This window comes from Bartonella koehlerae C-29 (assembly GCF_000706625.1).
GTDB lineage: Bacteria > Pseudomonadota > Alphaproteobacteria > Rhizobiales > Rhizobiaceae > Bartonella > Bartonella koehlerae.
Genome location: NZ_KL407334.1, coordinates 615,205 through 637,235, shown reverse-complemented (window position 1 = coordinate 637,235; position 22,031 = coordinate 615,205). Strand labels below are relative to the sequence as shown.

Genomic DNA, 22,031 nt, shown 5'->3' with positions numbered 1-22,031 from the left:
TATGTACAATTGCTATAGATTTATTTTCTACTGAAATCAAATGGACAACTTACAACTACGTACAGGTAATATCATTAGTAACATAAGGCTTCATAACAAGTAGTTATAAAGCCAATGCTATCCATGTAACATTTTTTTTAAAAAATATGTCGTAAAAGTAATACAGTTATAAAAATAGAGGCTCAGTCAAAAACTGAGCCTCTTTATAATTTAGATATGCTTTAATTCATAATCAATTAGAATTTATAAGCTACACCAACACGGAAATCATTGGTCTTATAGCTAAGCTCACTTCCATCCTTCTCGAATTTCTTTTTACCGAAATCTGAGTAACGATATTCCGCACGCAATAAAACATTATCAGTCATAGCAAAATCAACACCACCGCCAAGAGTAAAACCAACTAATGTCTTTGTTTTATCAAAAAATTTAGCAGAAACGATTTCTGCACCATCTGCTGCTTGCGTTACCTTAGTAGAACTGACAGCTTGTACCTGCACATAAGAAACACCACCAGAAACATAAGGCATAATGCGATCAGCGGCTGCAAAACCAATACGTACGCGAGTAGCACCAGACCATTTTTCTTTTAAAACTAAACTATCTGTATGCTTATCCTCTTTTTTGATATCATCAATTTTTTTCCCTGTAGCAACAACAGCATTAGCTTTTGTAAGAGAAGCCTTAAATTCTCCAAGTTTAGTTTCCTCAATAGCTTTAGAAGAAAGGGTTTTTGAGTCTTCTCGGTCAGCCCAAACCGCATCAGTTTCAACTCCTAGAATTACATTATTTCCAAGATCTATGTTGGAACCTGCATAAACGCCACCCATAAAACCTGAAGGCTTAGGTGCATCATCTTTACTGAAAAGTTTGTTTTTTGTATTCGGATCAGTTACCTCAACCTTACTCGAAAAATTTCCAACTTGACCACCAATATAAAAACCTGTCCAAGAAAAAGTAGGGGCAGTAATAACTGCAGGTGCTATTTCATGAGGAACGATAACATCAGCAGCCTGTACCGCAGAAGCTGAAAGCAAAGCGATAACAGAAGTCGTCATTAAAGATTTTATATTCATAAATTTTGCTCCTATTTATTTATGGTACAATATTAAACACTTACGCAAAGAAAATCTGTAGTAAAAATACCACAGTCATAAAAATAGAAGCCCCGTTACAGACGGAGCCTCTGAGTAATTTCGTTTTATATGAAAAATTGCAAGTTATACACATGCGTAAATCATTGATATTACAATTAAATTACTGTTTATCTTTTACAAATTTTTCTTAAAAAAAACCAACGCTTAACGATATTCCGTATGCATAATAATAGGAGAACTGTGATAATAGTGCCACAAAAAAACCAAATATGCTATTCTTAAAAACCTTTTAGTAATTTAACTTACGATATACTAAAATTTGTAAGCGACACCAACACGGAAGTCATTGGTTTTGTAGGAAGTTTCATATTTATCGTTTGAGAATTTCTTTTTACCAAAATCCGAGTAACGGTATTCCGCACGAACGATAACATTATTGGTCATTGCTACATCAACACCAGCACCAAGAGTGTAACCAACAAGCGTCTTTGTTTCATCAGATAGGTTACCAGAAGCTATCACTTTCCCTGTATTGTTTTTTGTTATTGATATCGACACAATATCTTGAAGTTGTGTATAAGCAATACCACCAGCAACATAAGGCATAATACGTTCAGCAGCAAAACCAATCCGTACACGCGTAGCGCCAGCCCATTTCTCTTTAAAAGTGAAACTATGCGCTCGTTTATCACCAGCTTCGAGTCTATTATTACCAATATTAATACCAGCATCTTTCAGCATCTTATTCACATAATCCACTTGATTATTACTAATTCCGTACGCTGGTATTGTCTTTGTATCATTTTTATCAGTCCAAATGATATCTGTATCAACACCTAAAATCAAGCCATTGCCGAGATCGATATTAGAACCTCCATAAAGACCACCCATGAAACCGGATAGTTTAGGCAAAAAATCATCACTGATAGGAAAAGTTTTTCCGTTACTCAGGATATCCATCTTTGTTTTGCTCGAAAAACCACCAATCTGACCACCAATATAAAAACCTGTCCAAGAAAAAGTTGGAGCAACAATAACTGGTGCAACGGGTGTATGGCTGGGGGGAACGAAAATATCTGCTGCCTGCGCTGCTGAAACAAAAGCGAATGCAGAAACCGTTATTAACCATTTCATATTCATAATTTTCTCTCCAATAGCTGAATATTTGAACACGCGATTTCATATAGAGCCACAACTATAAATATCTGTAGTAAAAATGATACACCCATAAAAAAGAAAACCATCAATGCCCTCTTCTCTTAGAAATCGTTTAATCTGCAATAAATAAGGACCTGTAAGTTATAGCAAAGCAAAATTATTAATCCCCTTCTCAAATTTCATGCTGTTTTTTATGAATCCTTACAAAATTTGAACAATAATATTCTTTTGTTGAACAAGTTCCCTCACGAATGTAAAATACATACTCTCAACCTCCCGTACATACACAAAGCCTTCATTTAAAGGCTCCGTTCATGCCTAAATAACACCACGAACGATACAAAACACCAAATAAACTGCACAGCCCTCCCTTCCTGATTCCACCCATTCTCCTTCAAAATGAAGTTCTTTACGCACTTATTATTTTTTTGCTGCTTACACTTCTCTAAAGAATCTTTTTCAGAACGATTACGCAATATCATATAAGGTTGCCATTTATTTGTGCTCTTTAGACTAACTTTTAAAACACCTCAGAATCTCTAAACTGCATGCACCCTCTGAATAGAAAAAATGAGGCACATAAGCTGTCACTTCACTAGAAAATGCAGACCCAATATACCACGCCTCACCTCTCTCAAAGAATCACCAATCTCCCCGAAAAATACCTTGCACTGACTTATGAAAAAACAGGTTTCCCTTCAAATTTCTGTGATCAATATAATACACTGCTAAAAAGAACTTCTGTCTCTTAAATCAACACAACAAACCCACCACCACAGTTTTGACCTCAAAAAGCAGACAGCTTGTAAATGTGTACCACTATAACTCTCCCTTAGCACTTTACCGAGATCGGGATATATGCATTACATGAACGGTATATTCACCCATCCTAAAATCTACACCACAAATGAGTAGTGCAACAAACTAACTTTTAAATCAGCAAAAACACCCACTTTCTTTAAACGTCACCATTTAGAAAAAATAAAACCATGCCTTCTGATATCAACGCTTCGCTTACTAAAAACTCATCGGACCTCGCGAAAATCTAGGACGTCCTCCTCGTCTTCTCTCAGATTTTAAACCTTTTCCTTTAACCAAAGACGATGCTACAGTTATCAACTCAACTGCTTTCCCTTGGTTATTACCAAGACAAGAAAATTCTATTCGTAAAACTTCACCCAAAGATTTGTTTTTGTGTGCATCAGAAAAAAAAATTCGAGAAGAAGAAACTCCCTCTACCAGCCTCTGAGTAGCCACAAGACTAGCTGTAGCTGCCTGTGCTAAAGAGATCGAAACAAAAGTGGCAGAAGCCGTAATGAAATATTTCATATTCATAATTATATCTCCATTATAATATCCATAATGGATTTTAACTAGTGCTCCTGCTCCAAATTTCCATAGGAAAAAATGGAGGACTCTCCAAAACAGAGCCTTTTAGCACTTTGACTTTAAAATCAATAGAAAATTTTAAGCTATTTCAACTAGAAATTACTGCTTTTTTCACCAATAAGAAAACAATGCGTTATGAAATGTAAAATACTAAACGGGTGTTTAGCAATATATTTTCGCGCAAAAACATTTTCTCCGTATGCAAAATACAATTTCGGAAGTATTACTAGTATAGAAAACCTGTGCACATCACTACTGACATTTTCTGTCCCCTCTAAAACTGCCTATTCCTTTTTGTTTAATCTAAAAAAAAATAAAAACTGCTAAAAATGCACTAAAGCACATATTCATAAACGCGTTTTTATTGTGTAATCATGAGAGAGCACTCCCTTCATAAGGATAGAATCATAAAAGCAGTAACCAAAACAGATGAGAAAACAAAAAAATGCAAATGTCCATCTATTTATAGGCATTTTGTTTTTTAGAACACTCTACTCCAAGTTTAAAAAACAAGTTTCTAAACTCAGCTATGCGCAAAAACATCAACCTCCGACCACCCTAAAAGATCAAGCTTTGCTCTCATCGGCAAAAATTGAAAACATGCCTTCGCAACACTTTCCCGCTCTTCACGCTTTAAGCGTTCTTCAAATACATCTTTTAAACGATGCAAATATAAAACATCTGATGCGGCATACTCAATTTGCGCACGCGACAAAGTTTCTGCGGCCCAATCCGAAGACTGTTGCTGTTTAGAAATATTCACATTCAGCAATTCACCACAAATCTCCTTCAATCCATGACGATCCGTGTAAGTACGCGTGAGTTTTGAGGCAATCTTTGTACAAAAAACAACATCTGGCATAACACCAAATGTATGTGCTAAAATAGCAAGATCAAAACGCCCAAAATGGAATATTTTAGTGATAGCCCTATCTGAAAGCAATTTGACCAAATTGGGAGCACTCTTCTGTCCTTTAGCAATCTGTATAACATCAGCAGTACCATCTCCAGAAGAAAGTTGAACAACACATAAACGATCACGGTGGGGTTGTAATCCCAAAGTTTCAGTATCAACTGCAACAGCATTAATTTTATAATTATTCAAGTTTGGTAAATCACCTTGATGAACACGGATTTCAGTCATCTACCCTCCTGTCTTTGCTAAAGTGGCAAGAATACGTGCCCAAGACCGCTGTCCTTTATGAAACGATTTTAGATTATATTTTTCATTAGGTGAATGAATACGATCATCAGCCAATGCAAACCCAACCAAAACAGTTTCCATATCAAGAATTGACTGAAAATCTGCAACAATTGGAATCGAACCACCCATGACTGTCAATAAAGCCGGGTTGCGCCACTCTTGCGATAAAGCATCTTTCGCTGCCCCAACAAAAGGGGAATCATAGGGAAGCTGAATTGCTGGAGAAGCACCATGCCCTTTAAATACAACAGTACAGTCAGCAGGAATAAGACTGCGCACATAATCACGAAAGGCTTGACGTATTTTCTCTGGATCTTGCTTATGTACTAAACGAAATGATACTTTTGCACTCGCTTGAGAAGCAATAACCGTTTTTATTCCTTCTCCCTCATAACCACCACTAATACCATTAATTTCTGCTGTAGGACGCGCCCACACGAGTTCTAAAATGCTCCGTCCTTTTTCACCAGCAGGAAGCGAAAGCCCTATAGGGCCAAGAAAATTTTCAGCAGTGCAATTCAACGCATTCCATGATTGCAAAATATGTAGAGGTGTTTCTTCTACTCCATCATAAAAACCAGGAAGTGTTACCCTATTATTTTCGTCATGAAGTCCTGCCAAAACTTTAGTTAAAATACGAATGGGATTGGCGGCTGCACCCCCAAAATAACCAGAGTGCAAATCACGATTAGCTGCTGTGATGATAACCTCTTCTCCCAGAAGCCCCCGAAGAGCAACAGAAATAGAAGGCGTATCGACATCCCACATCGACGTATCACAAACCAATGCGCAGTCAGCCTTGAGTTCATCCTTATTCGCTTTCAAAAAAGGAACAAGAGAAGGAGACCCGATTTCTTCTTCACCTTCACATAAAACAGTAACTTTAACAGGAAGTTGCCCTATCTCTTTCTTAAATGCACGACACGCTTCAATAAACGTCATCAACTGACCTTTGTCATCTGAAGCTCCACGTGCACAAATAACTTCATCTCCCTCTCTCTCTTTCAAAGAAGGTGTAAATGGATCATCTTCCCATAAACTCAACGGATCAACAGGTTGAACATCATAATGTCCGTAAAACAATACATGCAAACAATCATCTGAAGGTCCTGGATGATGACCAACAACTATTGGATGCCCCGATGTATCGCGCCTTGAAGCCTCAAAGCCTATGCTTTTCAAATCCTCCACTAACCAATCAGCAGCTTTACAACACTCATCCTTATAAGTAGAGTCCGTAGAAATTGATTGAAAACGTAAAAGAGAAAAAAGGCGTTCAAGGCTCTTTTCTATATTCTCATCAAGATGTGTTAGCACTTTATTCAACATAAAAAAACTTTCAAGCTTTGTATAACTATAGATATAAGCGCACGACTCTAAGCTTCTTGGAGGATTTTGCAAGACATCTTATTCATTTTTGGCACTGTAAGCAGTAAAAACTTGAACGTCCAGATTGCAAAATACGTACAATAGGTATTCCACATTGCAAACATTCCTTGCCTTCTCGTCCATAAACTGAAAAAGAGTGTTGAAAATAACCAAGTGAGCCATCTGTACGAATATAATCACGTAAAGTAGAACCACCAGAAGAAATCGCTTCAGTAATCACATTACGTATATTCCGTGCTAAGGAATCTGCAAATTCGCGTGCACATTCAGTTTTCAATGCTAATGTGAATGCACCACGCTGTGGAGACAAACGACTACGCCAAAGTGCTTCGCAAACATAAATATTCCCAAGACCAGCAACAATAGATTGATCAAGCAAAATTCCTTTGAGAGATATTTTTTTATTAACAAAAGCTTCCTGTAAATAACTCCCAGAAAACGCATTACTCGTAGGCTCGAGCCCTAGCTTCTTTAAAAGTGGATGTTCATAAAGCCTTCTTGTATCTACTAAAAGCATAAACCCAAAACGACGAATATCATTATAAGTAAGACAATAAACTTTACCATCCTTTGCTTGAATATCTATAACAACGTGATCATGATTAACAAATTTACTTATAGTAGAAAATTTTTCTTTTAAAAAATCACCCTCTATGCGCCACGATCCTGACATCCCTAAATGGCTTAAAATCGTTTCGTTCTGCGAAAGATGAAATAATAAATATTTCGCGCGTCGGCCAAGTTCTATAATCGTTCTGCCCATAAGCCGCTCAGGAAACGCCTCTGGAAAAGGAAATCGCAAATTTCTTCGATTAAGCATAACAGATAGTATCTTTGCACCAGTTATAACAGGCTCAAGTCCACGACGAACCGTCTCTACTTCAGGAAGTTCAGGCATCTATCTTCTTAAAATAATCATGCGTTTTCCAACAATACCATTGAAAAAATAATACTATTAAACCCATTCACCATTACGAAATACAGGAATTCTCATACCATCTTTCGTAATGCCGTCTATATCAATTTCACCTGATCCAATCATCCAATCAATATGAATCATACTTTTATTACCACCACGCGCTGCAATTTCCTCTGGCAACAATGATGCTCCATTTAAAAAGCACTTTGAATAACATTGCCCCAAAGCAATATGACATGCAGCATTTTCATCAAATAACGTATTATAAAAAAGAAGGTTACTCTTTGAAATCGGTGAAGAATGCGGAACAAGAGCAACTTCACCCAGCCGACTCGCACCCTCATCACTTTGTAAAACCTGTTGCAAAACTTCCTGTCCTTTCGAAGCACATGCCTTAACAATACGCCCTGCTTCAAAACGTACCTCTATATTATTGATCAGTGTTCCCTGGTAAGAAAGTGGCTTCGTCGAACGAACAAAACCTTCAACCTTATGTGCATGAGGAGTTGTGAAGACTTCTTCTGTCGGAATATTCGGATTACAGACAACACCATTTTGAGCAACTGATGCACCACCCTGCCATTCATGATCATCGGCCAAACCAACTGTTAAATCAGTCCCTGGACCTTTAAAATGTAAAGCAGCGAAACGCTGGTCATTAAGCCATGATGACCGTTGCTTCAAAGTTGTATTATGGACACCCCATGCGTGAACCGGATCTTCTCCTGTAACACGTGAAGCAGCAAAAATTACATCAGCTAATTTCCTAATTGCTTCATTTATTGGCAACGCGGGAAAAATCGTTGCAGCACAACCTGCTGTTGGATAGGCAACTATCGACCAATTTATAGCAAAATTCGATATTTCTTTAAGAGCAGGCTGGTAAGCCATTGAAGTGGCTTTACTCAAACGCGCAACCTTATTAAAATCCTGATTAGAAAGTAGAGAAGGGTCATCACCAACGATAGCTAAACGTGCAGCCCCATTTCTAAAGGCTTGCGCCATCCCCTCATAAAGCCAAGAAGGCGCACAATCGAAACTAGCATTCTGCGCATTTTCAAAACGCGTAAGCGATAACATGTCATCACTAAAAAGCGGTGTAATCACACCAGCACCAGCCTTATAAGCATGATATGCAATACGCCGGACAAAAGGTAATGCCGAAACTGGTGCGGTCAAAAGAAGATCTTGCCCCTCTTGTAGATTCAATCCTACTTTTACCGTAATTTCGGCAAGACGATTAAGCTTTTCAGACGAAATTGTTTCATGAATATCAAAGTACACTACCAATATCCTTCCTTTGATTGTGAAAAAACTACCGGATTCTGTACCGTTCTTCTAACATTGCAACAACTGCATTTAACTGATCTGATGAGAGCAGATTATAAGCCACAGCCGGTTTTGTTTCCTCTTTTTTATCTGTACGATTAGGTGCATAATTAGGAATAGGAACTTTATCAAGCTGTACCACAACAAAAGGCGTAGTATGTGCTTTGTCCACCTGTGTTACCTCTATCGAAGGAGATGCATTTTGTCTTCCCTCTACTTTTATTTCCTTGCTTGCTAAGCCCATATCCATGAAACTTCGCGCATTACTAAAACGTTCCTGAGCAAAAGCATAAGCGACATCATAGGGACGATCATTATGAGGAACCTGAAGAGATCCATCACGTGAGCGCTTTTCATAAAAGGAATTCCCTCCCGCAACACGAACATAGTGCATATTTTTATAAGGAAAAGATAAACCAGCAGTATGAAAAAACTTAGCGTTTTTGACTTTCTTATCCCGTTCGCCGCGTAAAACAGCATCAGCTGCCTCTCTAACACGCGCAACAGATGCCGGCTCTGTCATAGGACGCGTTAAAACACCGGGAGCAAACTGTTTGTACTGACCAACAACACCGCAAATTGTTTTTGGATAAGCACTTGAATTAACACGATTCATAACAACAGTGCCAACAGCAATCATTCCTTCACGGCTGGTACGATTTGATTCAAAATACATTGCGCGCATAAGACATTGGCGCTCGGTCAATGGATATATTACTGTTTTTGCCTTCTTATTATCACTCACTTTTCCAGCAGAAAAATGATCTAAAGCACACCCCACAATAACAATTGGTGCTAAAAAACAGCTAACAAAAACAGTCCAAAAATTTTTTTTCATTTTATACAACACATCCCCATATATTTGAAATCTTCAAAATTTGAATGAGTTTTAAATGTATCTTCAAAGAAAGTATACGACTAATTGTTACCACTTAGTAAAATTTTAATACAATCAGTAATTAAAAGGCATTTATAAAATAAAAAATAAACAAAGCCTTAATTATAGATCAATATCGTTATTATTAATGAATAAAGATAACCAAACAATATCACTCTTTACACTTTGAATTGCAATAAATAATATACCTTCGAAAACTCCCAAACAATTCTATATACGAGTAAAGATCGGAGTACTAAAACTATCCATATCAATCCTAAAGAAGCTTCCTATCTTACAAAACTATAAACAAGGGTACTAGCCCATATCAAAATCCGTCAAATTAAGAATTAAAAATCCGCACTATTAAAAACCTCTTTGCTTTTTTGCCATTGTCCATAACACGTATATCATGTCGCTGCTCCTGCTATTCTCAGGAAAATGCCCAATTTTCTTAAAAAAATCATTTTATGCATCATTGTTGAAGATTCATTTGCATGGCTGCTTAAACAGTAATTTAACAGTACCAATTGGCATTGCCTCTTTAAAATTCCACAAAAACAGAAAAATAAACGCTTCCGATTCCATGGGAAACATTCCCTATAGGCCAATCAAAAAAATACATATCATAGCTATTGGTTGAAAAGCGCAAAGAAAAATCAACAATGGCTAAAGAATTTATGAAAACACTCTATAGGACTTTGTTCAATGGGCAATTGAATAAGATCTTTGAGCAGTTAACCCAGCTTTAAGAATACCTCCTCTAAAAAACAAGAGTGGATTTCCTATTTGGACAGAAGAAGAGATTGAGAAATATTATCAACGTTGGTCACATGGCACCATGAACGCGTTTGGATTGATTCTCCGCTTTACAAAGGCTTACGTCGTAGTGACGCGGTTTGTATTGGCTGGCAAGACACCAAAGATAATATCATCCACCTCAAGACAGAGAAAAGTAAATTCAAAACAGATGTTCTTCTTATTTTACCGGAATTAGCAGAAATCTTTAAAATTTCTTCCATAGGCAAGAAAACATTCATTTTTGGTAAAAAAGGTAAGAAGATAACCGAAGCAAGCTTCGGGGTTTTATTTTGTAAGGCATGCATTCAAGCAGATACAAAAAAGTCAGCACACGGTTTGAAAAAATTAGCAGCAACACGCACTGCTAACTCAGGAGCAAACAGTATTAAAACTCAAAGCACCTTTGAGATGGGAGGACGATATTATGCCATCTTATTAAAAGAGCACAGATCGTAAAAAAACTCGCCTTTGAATTACTAAAAAAGCTCCAAAGAAGTTAAGGATAGAGGAAAAACATATAACAGAAATCAATAACCAATAAATCTTTTACTTCTAAGAATAGCTTCTTGACTTAATTGTTACTTGTTCCGTAAGAGAAAATTTTAGTCTATTTCCTTCCCATCTATCCCAACTTTATAGGTAAGATCATCGCGAGGACGATCGCAAGACATATGGTAACCCGTTATGATATAGTGCAGTGTTTCAGCAATATTGGTGACATGATCTCCAATTCTTTCAATATTTTTTATACAAAAAAGTAAATGCGTACAAACCGTAATATTGCGCATATCTTCCATCATATAAGTTAAAAGTTCACGAAAAAGAGAAGTATACAGAGCATCAATTTTACCATCACGTTCGCGGACTGCGCCAACATGATCTAATAAGCGACTCGTGTAAGCATTCAATACTTCCTTTAACTGATTGAGCGCCAAAGTTGTAATCGTTTCAAACCTACAGTAAAAGGTCTTAGGTTGACGTATTTCTGAAAGTGCAACTGTTCGCTTAGCAATATTTTTAGCCATATCCCCAATCCGTTCAAGATCAGAAGAAATGCGAATAGCACCAACAATTTCACGTAAATCAACAGCCATCGGTTGGCGTTTGCAAATAATCGTAATCGCTTTTTCATCAATATCGCGTTCTGCTTCATCTAAAAACAAGTCATCTGCAATAACTGTAGCAGCAAGCTGAAGATCATTACACACTATTGACGCGACAGAACGTTCAATCATTTTTTCCGCGTGACCACCCATTCCTATGATCTTTTCTTCCAAATATTTTAGTTCTGCATCATAAGCACGAACAGTATGTTTTATAGACATATTCTGTACTCCTCAATTCACCTATCCAAAACGCCCCGTAATATAATCCTGCGTACGCTGCTCTTTTGGTGAAGTGAACATCATTTCAGTTTCCCCAACTTCTACTAGATTCCCCAAATGAAACATGGCTGTGTATTGAGAAACACGTGCTGCCTGCTGCATCGAATGTGTCACAATGACGATTGTATAATCCTTTCGTAAAGCATCGATAAGTTCTTCAATACGAGCCGTTGCAATTGGATCAAGAGCCGAACAAGGCTCATCCATCAAAATAACTTCAGGACTAACTGCAATAGCACGCGCAATACACAAGCGCTGTTGCTGCCCTCCTGATAAACTGGTCCCTGACTCATGAAGACGATCTTTCACTTCTTCAAATAAACCTGCCTGCCTTAAACTCTTCTCAACCACATCGTGCAATTCAGCACGCGATTTGGCTAAACCGTGAATACGTGGACCATAAGCAACATTTTCAAAAATAGATTTTGGAAAAGGACTAGGTTTTTGAAAAACCATTCCAACACGCGCACGCAACTCTACAACATCAATGCGCGATTCATAAATATTTTCCCCATCTAAGGTAATAAATCCGGTTATTTTAGCGCCTTCAATCGTATCATTCATACGATTAAAACAACGCAAAAAAGTTGACTTTCCGCAACCTGAAGGACCTATCAAAGCCGTAACCTGATGTTCAGGAATATCAAGAGTAATACCATGGAGAGCTTCTTTTTTTCCATAAAAAACCTTTACATCTTGGCCACGCATTTTAATCTTCATTACAGAATTCACCTTACTTTAAAATACAAACGTTATCGAAGTTCTCACTGTATAAAAGTTACTGGCGACGTTCAAATCGTCGACGTAAAAAAACCGCAAAAATATTCATAATAAAAAGAAAAATCATTAATACGATAATAGCACCCGACGTTTTTTCAACAAAAGCGCGTTCTGCTTCACCTGCCCACATGAAAATTTGCACAGGTAGAGCTGTAGCAGGATCCATGGGTGTAGCGGGAATATTTACAACAAAAGCAACCATTCCTATCAAAAGTAAAGGCGCAGTTTCACCCAAAGCTTGCGCTACACCAATAATCGTGCCAGTCAAAATACCAGGAGCTGCTAAAGGAAGAACATGATGAAAAACCACTTGTGTTTTCGATGCTCCCAATCCTAAAGCTGCTGCACGAATAGAAAAAGGAACAGCCCGTAAAGCAGAACGTGTTGCAATAATGATTGTTGGTAGTGTCATAAGAGCCAACACAAGGCCACCAACAAAAGAGGCTGAACGTGGTAATCCAAAAAAATTAACAAAAACCGCAAGTCCTAAAAGACCAAAAATAATCGAAGGAACAGCGGCAAGATTATTGATATTAACCTCAATAAAATCTGTAAATTTATTTTTGCGTGCATATTCTTCCAAATAAAGAGCTGCTGCTATCCCTATTGGCAATGAAATCACTAAAACAATAGCTATCATATAAAGAGAACCGATTATCGCAACACCTAAGCCAGCAGTCTCAGGACGACTTGAAGCACCAAATATAAAAAAACCAAAATTAAATTTTTTATAAAGTGTACCATCATGCGCTAACCGTTTCATCCATTCTACTTGGCGATTAGAAATTTTGCGGTTTTTTTCTGCTACATGCAAATCAATCTGCTCTTTATAAGCAGAATCAATATCCGCTGCTGCCAAGACTTTGATTTTTTGCGTTGTGCCAATCAGTTGTGGATTCTTTGTTACTATTTCACGCAGTTGAACGCGTACACTATTTGAAAACATACGGCTAATATCCCGCAATGATGCCCGATCATTTGGATCTATATCAAGCTTTCTTGCCAAAGCATTGCGTACAAGAAGAGGATAATTGGCTGTTATGAGTATCTGTGGATTTGTTGCACGCTGACCACTTGGATCAATAACCTTCTCATCTAAATAAACCGATAATGTCATCTCACTTTGAAAAAAAGCTGTATAACCCTGACTGATGACAGACCATAAAAGTGCAAATAAAAAAAATAAACCAATAAAAATGGCTATCAAACCATACGCACGGAAACGGCGCTCAGCCCAATATCGACGTTTGAGGCCAATATTGCGACGAGAGAAAGAAAAATCTTCATTCATTCATATTGTTCCCGATATTTACGTACAATATAGAGAGCAAAAATATTCATCAAAAGAGTCATAATAAAGAGTGTCATTCCTAAAGCAAAAGAAACAAGCGTTTGGGGAGAATTAAACTCAAAATCACCTGTCAATTGATTAACAATCTTAACCGTCATTGTAGTCATTGCTTCGAATGGATTAAATGTTAAGTTCGCTGCAACACCTGCCGCCAAAACCACAATCATCGTCTCTCCAATTGCACGTGATGCTGTCAGTAAAATCGCTCCCATAATCCCCGGAAGCGCTGCTGGTATAACGACTTTTTTAATCGTTTCAGATTGCGTTGCTCCTAAACCATAAGATCCTTCACGTAACATACGTGGAATAGCCGTAATAATATCATCTGACAAAGAAGAAACAAAAGGTATCAACATAATTCCCATCACAACTCCAGCGGTCAAAACACTTTGAGCCATAATAAAACCAACACCACCAGAGAGAGAAACAGAGAGATCACGTAAGAATGGTCCGACAACCTTCAAAGCAAAAAAGCCATAAACAATAGTTGGAATACCCGCAAGAACTTCCAATAATGGCTTTACTATTGATCGTAATCGAGCCGAAGCGTATTCAGCCATATAAAGAGCTGAAAATAATCCTATTGGCACAGCAAAAAGCATTGCTACAAATGCAATATAAAGTGTGCCCGCAAGCAGCGGTATTAAACCAAATTGCCCCACTTCACCCTCCGCACCGCTCGCTGAAAAACGTGGATCCCAAACCGTTCCCAAAAAGAAGTTTGAAAAGGGTACAGACTGAAAGAAACTCACCGTTTGAAAGAACATAGAGAGCGCAATGGCAACTGTCGTCAAAACCGCAACGATAGATGCGCAAATCAAGCTAATAACAATCAAAAACTCAACCTTATTGCGCGCACGCTGACGTGGAGAAATTTGCATAATCCCACAAATAAAACCACAAGATGCAATAACAAAAAGAACACCATGACCAATAAACTGTAACTTTTCAGAAGAATTAACCCATGACTGTGCTATCTTTAATACATCATCTGATGTGTGATGAGGAAAAATAAATCCTCTTGCCAATAATTGTGCCCGCACTTCTTCATACGAAGCAGTGGTGAGATCCCTCTCAAAGTGATGAAATATTTTGACTAGACTTCTAACAATCCCCAAAATAAGATCATGATTAACAAGTTCTGTCACATTTGTACTGTATGCTTCAACCTCTCGAGAAGCACTATACTCTAAATAAATTGCACTGCCATAATCCCAAAAAATTAAAAAAATAAGAGCTGGAAAAATAGTTATCAAAAAGGTCCACCAGCCGTAATAACACGTACGAGAGTGCATCTTGTATTGTGTGTTGTATTCAAAATAACGAGCTCGCATATAAGAAATACAAAAGCCAATACAAGCAAGAATTAATAATAGAAAAATAATGAAGGAAATGCGCATATTGTCTTTCAATTTTATAAATAAAGCAGCACAAAAAAAAACTCCTACACCGGTAAATCCAGAAAATTATTTTAAACTCATCACTCTACCAGCAGAAAAAGCAGAACGCTGCGCTTGGCGCTCTTTTTCAGAAGCAACGACCAAACCATATTCAGCTAACGGACCATTGGGACCAATCATTTGATCAGAAAGAAAAAAGTCTACATATTCCCGCAAACCTGAAACAATACCTAAATGCGCTTTCTTAACATAGAAGAAAAGTGAACGAGAAACTGGATATTCGCCACTAGAGATTGTTTCAACAGTTGGTGTAAAACCACTAATATCTGCAACCTTTAATCTATCAACATTATTTTGATAAAAAGACAAACCAAAAACACCAACCCCTGTTTTATTAGAAGTTAAACGCGCAAATGTTTCAGAATAATCACCTTCAATATCTATGGCTTTACCATCCTTACGCACAGCAATACAAGCAGCGTGTATTGCCTTATCATCCATCCCCAAAGACTTCATTGCATCCACTGCTCCACTCTCCTTACAGCCCGTAGCTAACAATTTTTCTTCAAAAACTTCACGCGTTCCATGCTTTTCCCCAGGAATATAAGCTGCTATCGTCCAACTAGGAAGAGCACTATTAACTGCACTCCATTTTGAAACGTTATTGGGTTGCAATTTTCCGTCTCTCATAATCCGAGCAGCAAGCGCTCTATAAACATCCACTGGCTGTAATTTCCAATCAGGACCATTTATATCTGTTGCAAAAACAATACCATCATATCCAATACGTATTTCTTCAATATCTTTTACACCAGCACCAAAACAAGACTGTAATTCACTGACCTTCATTGCCCGCGAAGCATTCACAATATCAATTGCATTCTCCCCAATGCCACGGCAAAACTCTTTAATACCAGCCCCCGTTCCACCTGATTCGATCACTGGAACCTTAAAATAGGGGTAAATTTCTCCAAATATCTCAGCAACAATTTTTTGATACGGTAAAACGGTAGACGAACCAGTTATCTGAATTTGATCGCGTGCATTTCCAACATGCACTGAAAACAAAACGGCAAAAAACACTCCTACTCCAACGGATAATAATCTGATCATCCATAAACTCCCTCGCATGTGAATCAAGACCTTTTATTCGTACTCTATGATCATCTGAATTCTAATTCACATTTGCAGCATAACAAACATAAAAAAATAATATTCATAATTTTTCTGATAAAATTATCTTTTAGCTCTTAATGAAAAAAATTAATTTGAATGCTTGAACTCAATGATATCCCAAAAGAGATGCGCGATATCCGTGCCACCAAAACTCTTAATTTCACGAATGCCAGTAGGAGATGTTACATTGATCTCTGTGATATAATCTCCAATGACATCAATCCCCACAAGAAGAAGACCACGTTCCTTTAAAGCTGGACCAATGCGTTGGCAAATTTCATAATCACGTTTTGTTAAATCAATATTTTCCGCCCGCCCTCCAACATGCATATTAGAGCGCGCATCTGTTTGTGCTGCAATTCGATTAATCGCTCCAACAGGTTTACCATCAAGCAAAATAATTCGTTTATCCCCTTTTCGCACGGCATCCAAATACTGCTGAATAATAAAAGGTTCTCGATAAATTTGTGCAAAAATTTCCAACAGTGATGCTAAATTGCGATCATCCTGTTTTAAATGGAAAACACCCGCTCCCCCATTGCCGTAAAGTGGTTTGATAATAATGTCACCAAAGGTAGCTCTAAAAGCCATTATTTCTTCAATGTCTTTCGTAATTAATGTTTCTGGCATTAAATCAGGAAATTCAGTTACAAAAATTTTTTCTGGACTATTGCGCACCCATGCCGGATCATTCACAACCAATGTCTTAGGATGAACACGTTCTAATAAATGAGTCGTGGTGATATAATTGAGATCAAAGGGAGGATCTTGACGTAAAAGAACCACATCCATATCCATTAACTGCATGCGGATAGGTTTCCCCAATTGGTAATGGTTTCCTTCTTTATCATGTACTGTCAATGCTTCTAATTTTACAATCACACAACCATCGCGCATAAACAAACGATCTGGTGTATAATGAAAGAGTGAGTGTCCACGTTCCTGTGCTGCTAAAGCAAGTGCAAATGTCGTATCCCCTTGAATTTGAAGTGTTGAAATATGATCCATTTGAATGGCAATCTTCATGAATAAAACCTCCCTATAACTGAAAGCAGACTAATCTATGCGCCATAAACTTAGTAAACTATAAAAAACTATGACAAGAGAAAATCTATGATACAAGAAGCTAATACAAAATTAAGCAGTGAAGAAATAAAACGCTACGCACGTCACATCATTTTGCCCGAAATTGGTGGTGTGGGACAACAAAAGCTCAAAACTGCACGTGTTCTGGTTGTTGGTGCAGGCGGTCTAGGTGCCCCTGTTCTTACATATTTGGCGGCTGCTGGCGTTGGCACCCTTGGAATTGTTGACGACGATATCGTTTCGCTTTCCAATTTACAACGCCAAGTGATTCATAAAACAAATACGATTAACCAGTGTAAAACTGACAGTGCTAAAGCTACTATAAACGCAATAAACCCTCATGTTACGGTTGAAAAATACAATCTACGCTTAGATAAAAGTAATGTGGATAAACTGCTCAACGCCTATCACATCATCGTTGATGGAAGTGATAATTTTGCCACACGCTATCTGCTTGCTGATCATGCAGCCCAATGTGCCAAACCTTTAATAAGCGGTTCTGTAGAACGTTTTGATGGCTCCTTGACGGTGCTCATGCCTTATAAAGACAATAACCCTCACTATCGTGATTTATTCCCAAATCCACCAGCTCCCGGCACCCTCCCAACATGTGCTGAAACTGGAATTATCGGCGTTTTACCCGGAGTCATCGGTACACTCCAAGCAATGGAAGCCATTAAACTTATCACAAACATCGGTGAACCTTTAGTAGGGAAAATTCTCCTTTATAATGGATTGTCAGCGCAATTTAAAATCATTACTTATAACCGATCAGATTCCAATGCGAATGCAGCAGCCATCAAGCTTTGTGTGTAAGACTTTTGGGGACGAGAAAAAATATGATCAGCAGAGCTATATTCAACCATTTCTCCATTGCGCATAACAATCACTTCATGTGCAAGCGCTCTGATAACTTTTAAATCATGGCTAATAAACAGATAACCCAAATGATATTTTTTTTGCAGATGAAGTAAAAGATTAATGATCTGTGCCTGCACATTTACATCAAGAGAAGACGTTGGTTCATCAAGCATAATAAAGCGAGGTTTGAGGATGATTGCACGTGCAAGAGCAATTCGCTGTCTTTGCCCACCAGAAAACTCATGAGGATAACGATAACGAGTAGAAGGGTCGAGATTAACCTCATGTAAAGCTTCAATCACACGGTCATTGCGTTCAGAATAAGAAAGCCTTGGTTCATGAACTGATAATCCTTCAGCAATAATTTCACTCACAGGCATACGCGGAGAAAGTGAACCGAAAGGATCTTGAAAAACAATCTGAATATAACGGCGCAAAGAACTCATTTTCTTAAAAGTAAAATTGCTGATATCAATATCATCAAAAATAATTTGTCCCTTGGAAGATAACATCCGTATCAGTGCAAGCCCTAATGTTGTTTTTCCTGAACCCGATTCTCCTACAACACCAAGTGTTTGACCAACACGAATTGTAACATTTATATCCTGAACAGCTTTTAAATAACCCTTTGTGCGGCGCAATAGACCCTTTTTAATCGGAAACCAAACACGAACTTTCTTACCTTGCATCAAAATGGGCGCATTCTTGTCCACTTGAAGAGGATGGCCTTTAGGTTCTGCTGCTAACAATTGTTTTGTATAGAACTGTTGGGGATTTGCAAACAATTGATTAGTTGAACTACTTTCAACAATTTTTCCCTTCCTCATCACATAAACGCGATCCGCAATACGACGCACAATAGCTAAGTTATGAGTAATAAAAAGCATCGACATATTGTTTTGCTTTTTAAGGTGTACCAAAAGCTCAAGAATGCGTGCTTGAACAGTCACATCAAGCGCCGTTGTTGGCTCATCAGCAATCAATAATCGTGGACTATTGGCAAGCGCCATTGCAATCATCACACGTTGCCGTTGCCCACCTGACAATTCGTGAGGAAATGACTCCAAACGTTTCTGCGGTTCATGAATTCCTACTTGTGCTAGCAAATCAATAATATGCGCACGCAGTGATTGATTTGTTATATCTGAATGCATTCTGATAACTTCACCGATTTGGCGTTCTACATTATGCAAAGGATTAAGAGCGGTCATCGGCTCCTGAAAAATCATAGCAATATCTTTACCACGGACTTTACGCAAATCTTCTTCTTTCTGTTTTAATAAATCCTTATTATTAAAGAGAATTTCTCCCGATTGATAAAGCGTTTTAAAAAAAGGTAATAATTGCAAAATAGACAATGCTGTTATCGATTTTCCAGAACCGGATTCTCCCACCAGAGCAACTGTCTCCCCTTCTTTAATTTCAAAAGCAACTTGTTCAAGAATGTATCTTTGTTCTTGCCCTTGGTACAATGCAATTGAAAGATCACGAACTGAAAGCAAATTCGTCATTGTAATGTCTTCCGCGGATCAAAAGCATCGCGCGCTGCTTCACCAATAAATGCCAACAACGACAACATAACAGCAATAACAATAAACCCTGCAATACCAATCCAAGGAGCGTTCAAATTAGTGGTAGCCTGCCGCATCAATTCACCTAAAGAAGCATAACCAGGAGGAAGACCAAATCCCAAATAATCAAGTGATGTAAGTAATGAAACACCCGATGTTAACAAAAAGGGCATATAGGTCAAGGCAGCAACCATCGCATTAGGTAATAAGTGCCGCATCATAATAGTGCTATTAGGAATTCCTAAAGCACGTGCGGCATTAACATAGGTAAAATTGCGGGCACGCAAAAACTCTGCCCGCACCACACCAACCAATATCACCCATTGAAACAGGAGCATAACTCCCAATAATACCCAAAAGCCCTGTGCCAAAACCGCAGCCATGATAATAACTAGATAAAGTGACGGTACTGAAGACCATATTTCAATCAAGCGCTGAAAGATTAAATCAATCCAACCACCAAAATATCCCTGAATAGCACCTGCTGTTACACCAATGATCGTGGAAGCAACCGTTAAAAGAATACTAAAGACTATCGATACTCTAAAACCGTATAAAACGCGGGCGAAAATATCACGTGTCAGATCGTCTGTTCCAAGCCAATTCCATCGGCTTATTGTACATTCTGGATCAGCACTTCCCTGCGCATAATTGATACAACGTTCCTCTTTACTTTGAAGCCAAAAAGGTGGAGCCAATGCTACCGTTCTATTCCCCACAACTGTGTTGTAGGAATAACGCACTAGCGGCCACAACGCCCAACCGTGCTTAGCAATTTCATTTTGAATAAAAGGATCGCGAAAATCCGCTACGGCTAAATTTCCACCAAACTTTTCATCAGGATAATCAAAAAAAATAGGAAAAAGCAGCTCCCTTTTATAAGAAGCAATAATTGGCCGATCATTAGCAATGAACTCTGCCGAAAAAGAACAAAAACACAAAAATAAAAAGAGCCATAAAGACCACCAACCCCGGCGATTTTGCTTAAAATTGTGCCAACGACGTACATTTAAGGGAGAAAAAAAAGACTCTTTCTGCAACTTAGAACTTTGCGCACATTTACCTTTTGTCTCTTGCATCACAAATCCTTTTTATCAAAATCAATACGTGGATCAATGAACATATAAACGATATCAGAAATGAGACTCACAATCAGACTAATGAGCGAAAAAATATAAAGAGAAGCAAATACAACAGAATAATCACGATTGACAATAGACGTATAACTTAAAAGCCCCATACCATTTAATGAATAGAGCATTTCAATCAACAAAGATCCGCTAAAAAATGATGCCATAAAAGTTGCAGGAAAACTGGCAACCACAATTAAAATTGCATTACGAAAAACATGGCCATAAAGAACTGAGCGTTCACTTAAACCTTTAGCGCGTGCTGTAATAACATATTGTTGACGAATTTCTTCTAGAAAGCAATTTTTTGTTAGCAGGGTCGTTGTAGCAAAAGAAGAAATGATCATTGCAGTTAACGGAAGAACCAAATGATAAAGGTAATCTAATATTTTACCTCCAAAGGATAATTGGTCAAAATTATCAGACGTTAAATGGCTTAACGGAAACCAATTTAAAAAAGACCCTCCAGCAAAAAAAACCATTAAAAAAATACCAAAGAGAAAACTCGGAATGGCATAGCCAATAATGATAAGTGCACTTGTCCATACATCAAAAGGCGCACCTTCTTTAAGAGCTTTCTGAATTCCTAACGGTATAGAAATAGAGTATGAAATCAACAATTGCCAAAACCCAAGCGAAAGAGAAACGGGTAAAGCACTCTTAATCAATTCAATAACTGAACGTCCTTGTATATAAGAATTGCCAAAATCAAAACGCAGATAACGACCCAGCATCGTCAAATAACGCTCCAAAGGCGGCTTATCAAATCCAAATTGCTTTTCGAGCTTGGCAATAAATTCTGGATCCAATCCTTGCGCACCACGATACTTAAAAACTCCAGAAGAAGACAATTCAACAGCTGCGCCATCCAAAACAACATCAGAAGAAAGACCAAGATCACTCCCACCACCCACTCGTCCTACAGCATCACCGCCTATTCCTTGTAACTGAGCAATAATATTTTCAATAGGTCCTCCTGGTGTAAATTGAATAATAATAAAGGTGACTGTTAAAATACCAATCAGTGTCGGTATAAGCAGAAAAAGACGCCGGAGAATATAGACCACCATTTTTTATTTTCACTTTCCGATACAGTCGATCGAGTCAATTTAAAATAATGATACATCT

At 37.9% G+C, this 22,031-nt stretch carries 19 protein-coding genes; 2 read left to right on the top strand and 17 right to left on the bottom strand.

Annotation, left to right across the window (positions count from 1 at the left end):
* Positions 1 to 236: 236 nt before the first annotated feature.
* The 8 genes from O9A_RS02715 to O9A_RS02675 all read right to left on the bottom strand — a co-directional run bounded on the left by O9A_RS02715 (position 237) and on the right by O9A_RS02675 (position 9,323).
* On the bottom strand, positions 237 to 1,076 hold the full coding sequence (locus O9A_RS02715) for a porin (RefSeq protein ID WP_034458555.1): 840 nt from the start codon (positions 1,074 to 1,076) through the stop codon (positions 237 to 239).
* Positions 1,077 to 1,409: 333 nt separating this feature from the next.
* Positions 1,410 to 2,237 (bottom strand): outer membrane protein, encoded by an 828-nt coding sequence (locus tag O9A_RS02710; protein ID WP_034458553.1) that lies wholly within the window; start codon positions 2,235 to 2,237, stop codon positions 1,410 to 1,412.
* Between the two features lie 1,035 nt (positions 2,238 to 3,272).
* Positions 3,273 to 3,590 carry a hypothetical protein gene (locus tag O9A_RS02700; RefSeq protein WP_034458549.1) on the bottom strand — a complete coding sequence of 106 codons (318 nt, stop codon included), beginning with the start codon at positions 3,588 to 3,590 and terminating at the stop codon, positions 3,273 to 3,275.
* A 577-nt stretch (positions 3,591 to 4,167) separates the two neighbouring features.
* Positions 4,168 to 4,788, bottom strand: a complete 621-nt coding sequence (locus O9A_RS02695; protein ID WP_034458547.1) for a ribonuclease D — start codon at positions 4,786 to 4,788, stop codon at positions 4,168 to 4,170.
* The gene (locus tag O9A_RS02690; protein ID WP_034458545.1) at positions 4,789 to 6,177 is read right to left on the bottom strand and encodes a M20/M25/M40 family metallo-hydrolase; all 1,389 of its coding nucleotides are present in this window, start codon (positions 6,175 to 6,177) and stop codon (positions 4,789 to 4,791) included.
* Between the two features lie 82 nt (positions 6,178 to 6,259).
* Positions 6,260 to 7,135 carry a bifunctional DNA-formamidopyrimidine glycosylase/DNA-(apurinic or apyrimidinic site) lyase gene (gene mutM, locus O9A_RS02685; protein WP_034458543.1) on the bottom strand — a complete coding sequence of 292 codons (876 nt, stop codon included), beginning with the start codon at positions 7,133 to 7,135 and terminating at the stop codon, positions 6,260 to 6,262.
* A 57-nt stretch (positions 7,136 to 7,192) separates the two neighbouring features.
* Positions 7,193 to 8,440: an aminopeptidase gene (locus tag O9A_RS02680; protein WP_034458541.1), complete on the bottom strand. Its 1,248-nt coding sequence runs from the start codon at positions 8,438 to 8,440 to the stop codon at positions 7,193 to 7,195.
* A gap of 31 nt (positions 8,441 to 8,471) precedes the next feature.
* Positions 8,472 to 9,323, bottom strand: coding sequence for a cell wall hydrolase (locus O9A_RS02675; RefSeq protein WP_034458539.1), 852 nt, complete (start codon positions 9,321 to 9,323; stop codon positions 8,472 to 8,474).
* 864 nt (positions 9,324 to 10,187) lie between these two features.
* Between O9A_RS02675 and O9A_RS08255 the strand changes: the two genes are divergently transcribed.
* Positions 10,188 to 10,619 (top strand): site-specific integrase, encoded by a 432-nt coding sequence (locus O9A_RS08255; protein WP_245262468.1) that lies wholly within the window; start codon positions 10,188 to 10,190, stop codon positions 10,617 to 10,619.
* Positions 10,620 to 10,765: 146 nt separating this feature from the next.
* Here the strand turns inward: O9A_RS08255 and phoU are convergent, their stop codons facing one another.
* The 6 genes from phoU to gshB form a co-directional block, all read right to left on the bottom strand.
* A complete protein-coding gene (phoU, locus tag O9A_RS02665; protein ID WP_034458537.1) occupies positions 10,766 to 11,488 on the bottom strand; it encodes a phosphate signaling complex protein PhoU in 723 nt (240 codons plus the stop codon).
* A gap of 21 nt (positions 11,489 to 11,509) precedes the next feature.
* Complete coding sequence (pstB, locus tag O9A_RS02660) at positions 11,510 to 12,268, bottom strand: phosphate ABC transporter ATP-binding protein PstB (protein WP_034458535.1); 759 nt, start codon at positions 12,266 to 12,268, stop codon at positions 11,510 to 11,512.
* Between the two features lie 58 nt (positions 12,269 to 12,326).
* The gene (gene pstA, locus O9A_RS02655; RefSeq protein ID WP_034458533.1) at positions 12,327 to 13,619 is read right to left on the bottom strand and encodes a phosphate ABC transporter permease PstA; all 1,293 of its coding nucleotides are present in this window, start codon (positions 13,617 to 13,619) and stop codon (positions 12,327 to 12,329) included.
* On the bottom strand, positions 13,616 to 15,079 hold the full coding sequence (pstC, locus tag O9A_RS02650) for a phosphate ABC transporter permease subunit PstC (RefSeq protein ID WP_034458531.1): 1,464 nt from the start codon (positions 15,077 to 15,079) through the stop codon (positions 13,616 to 13,618). Before pstC ends, pstA begins: the two co-directional genes overlap by 4 nt.
* A 66-nt stretch (positions 15,080 to 15,145) precedes the next feature.
* Complete coding sequence (locus tag O9A_RS02645; protein WP_034458529.1) at positions 15,146 to 16,192, bottom strand: substrate-binding domain-containing protein; 1,047 nt, start codon at positions 16,190 to 16,192, stop codon at positions 15,146 to 15,148.
* A 150-nt stretch (positions 16,193 to 16,342) separates the two neighbouring features.
* Positions 16,343 to 17,281 (bottom strand): glutathione synthase, encoded by a 939-nt coding sequence (gene gshB, locus O9A_RS02640; protein WP_034458527.1) that lies wholly within the window; start codon positions 17,279 to 17,281, stop codon positions 16,343 to 16,345.
* Positions 17,282 to 17,368: 87 nt separating this feature from the next.
* Between gshB and O9A_RS02635 the strand changes: the two genes are divergently transcribed.
* A complete protein-coding gene (locus tag O9A_RS02635) occupies positions 17,369 to 18,157 on the top strand; it encodes a molybdopterin-synthase adenylyltransferase MoeB (protein WP_034458525.1) in 789 nt (262 codons plus the stop codon).
* Here O9A_RS02635 and O9A_RS02630 read toward each other — a convergent pair.
* The 3 genes from O9A_RS02630 to O9A_RS02620 are packed head-to-tail and all read right to left on the bottom strand — an operon-like array spanning position 18,103 to position 21,973.
* Positions 18,103 to 19,713: an ABC transporter ATP-binding protein gene (locus O9A_RS02630; protein ID WP_034458523.1), complete on the bottom strand. Its 1,611-nt coding sequence runs from the start codon at positions 19,711 to 19,713 to the stop codon at positions 18,103 to 18,105. The two genes, O9A_RS02635 and O9A_RS02630, sit on opposite strands and share 55 nt — an antisense overlap.
* A complete protein-coding gene (locus O9A_RS02625) occupies positions 19,710 to 20,852 on the bottom strand; it encodes an ABC transporter permease (RefSeq protein WP_034458521.1) in 1,143 nt (380 codons plus the stop codon). Before O9A_RS02625 ends, O9A_RS02630 begins: the two co-directional genes overlap by 4 nt.
* Positions 20,852 to 21,973 (bottom strand): microcin C ABC transporter permease YejB, encoded by a 1,122-nt coding sequence (locus O9A_RS02620; RefSeq protein ID WP_034458519.1) that lies wholly within the window; start codon positions 21,971 to 21,973, stop codon positions 20,852 to 20,854. Before O9A_RS02620 ends, O9A_RS02625 begins: the two co-directional genes overlap by 1 nt.
* Between the last annotated feature and the right edge of the window lie 58 nt (positions 21,974 to 22,031).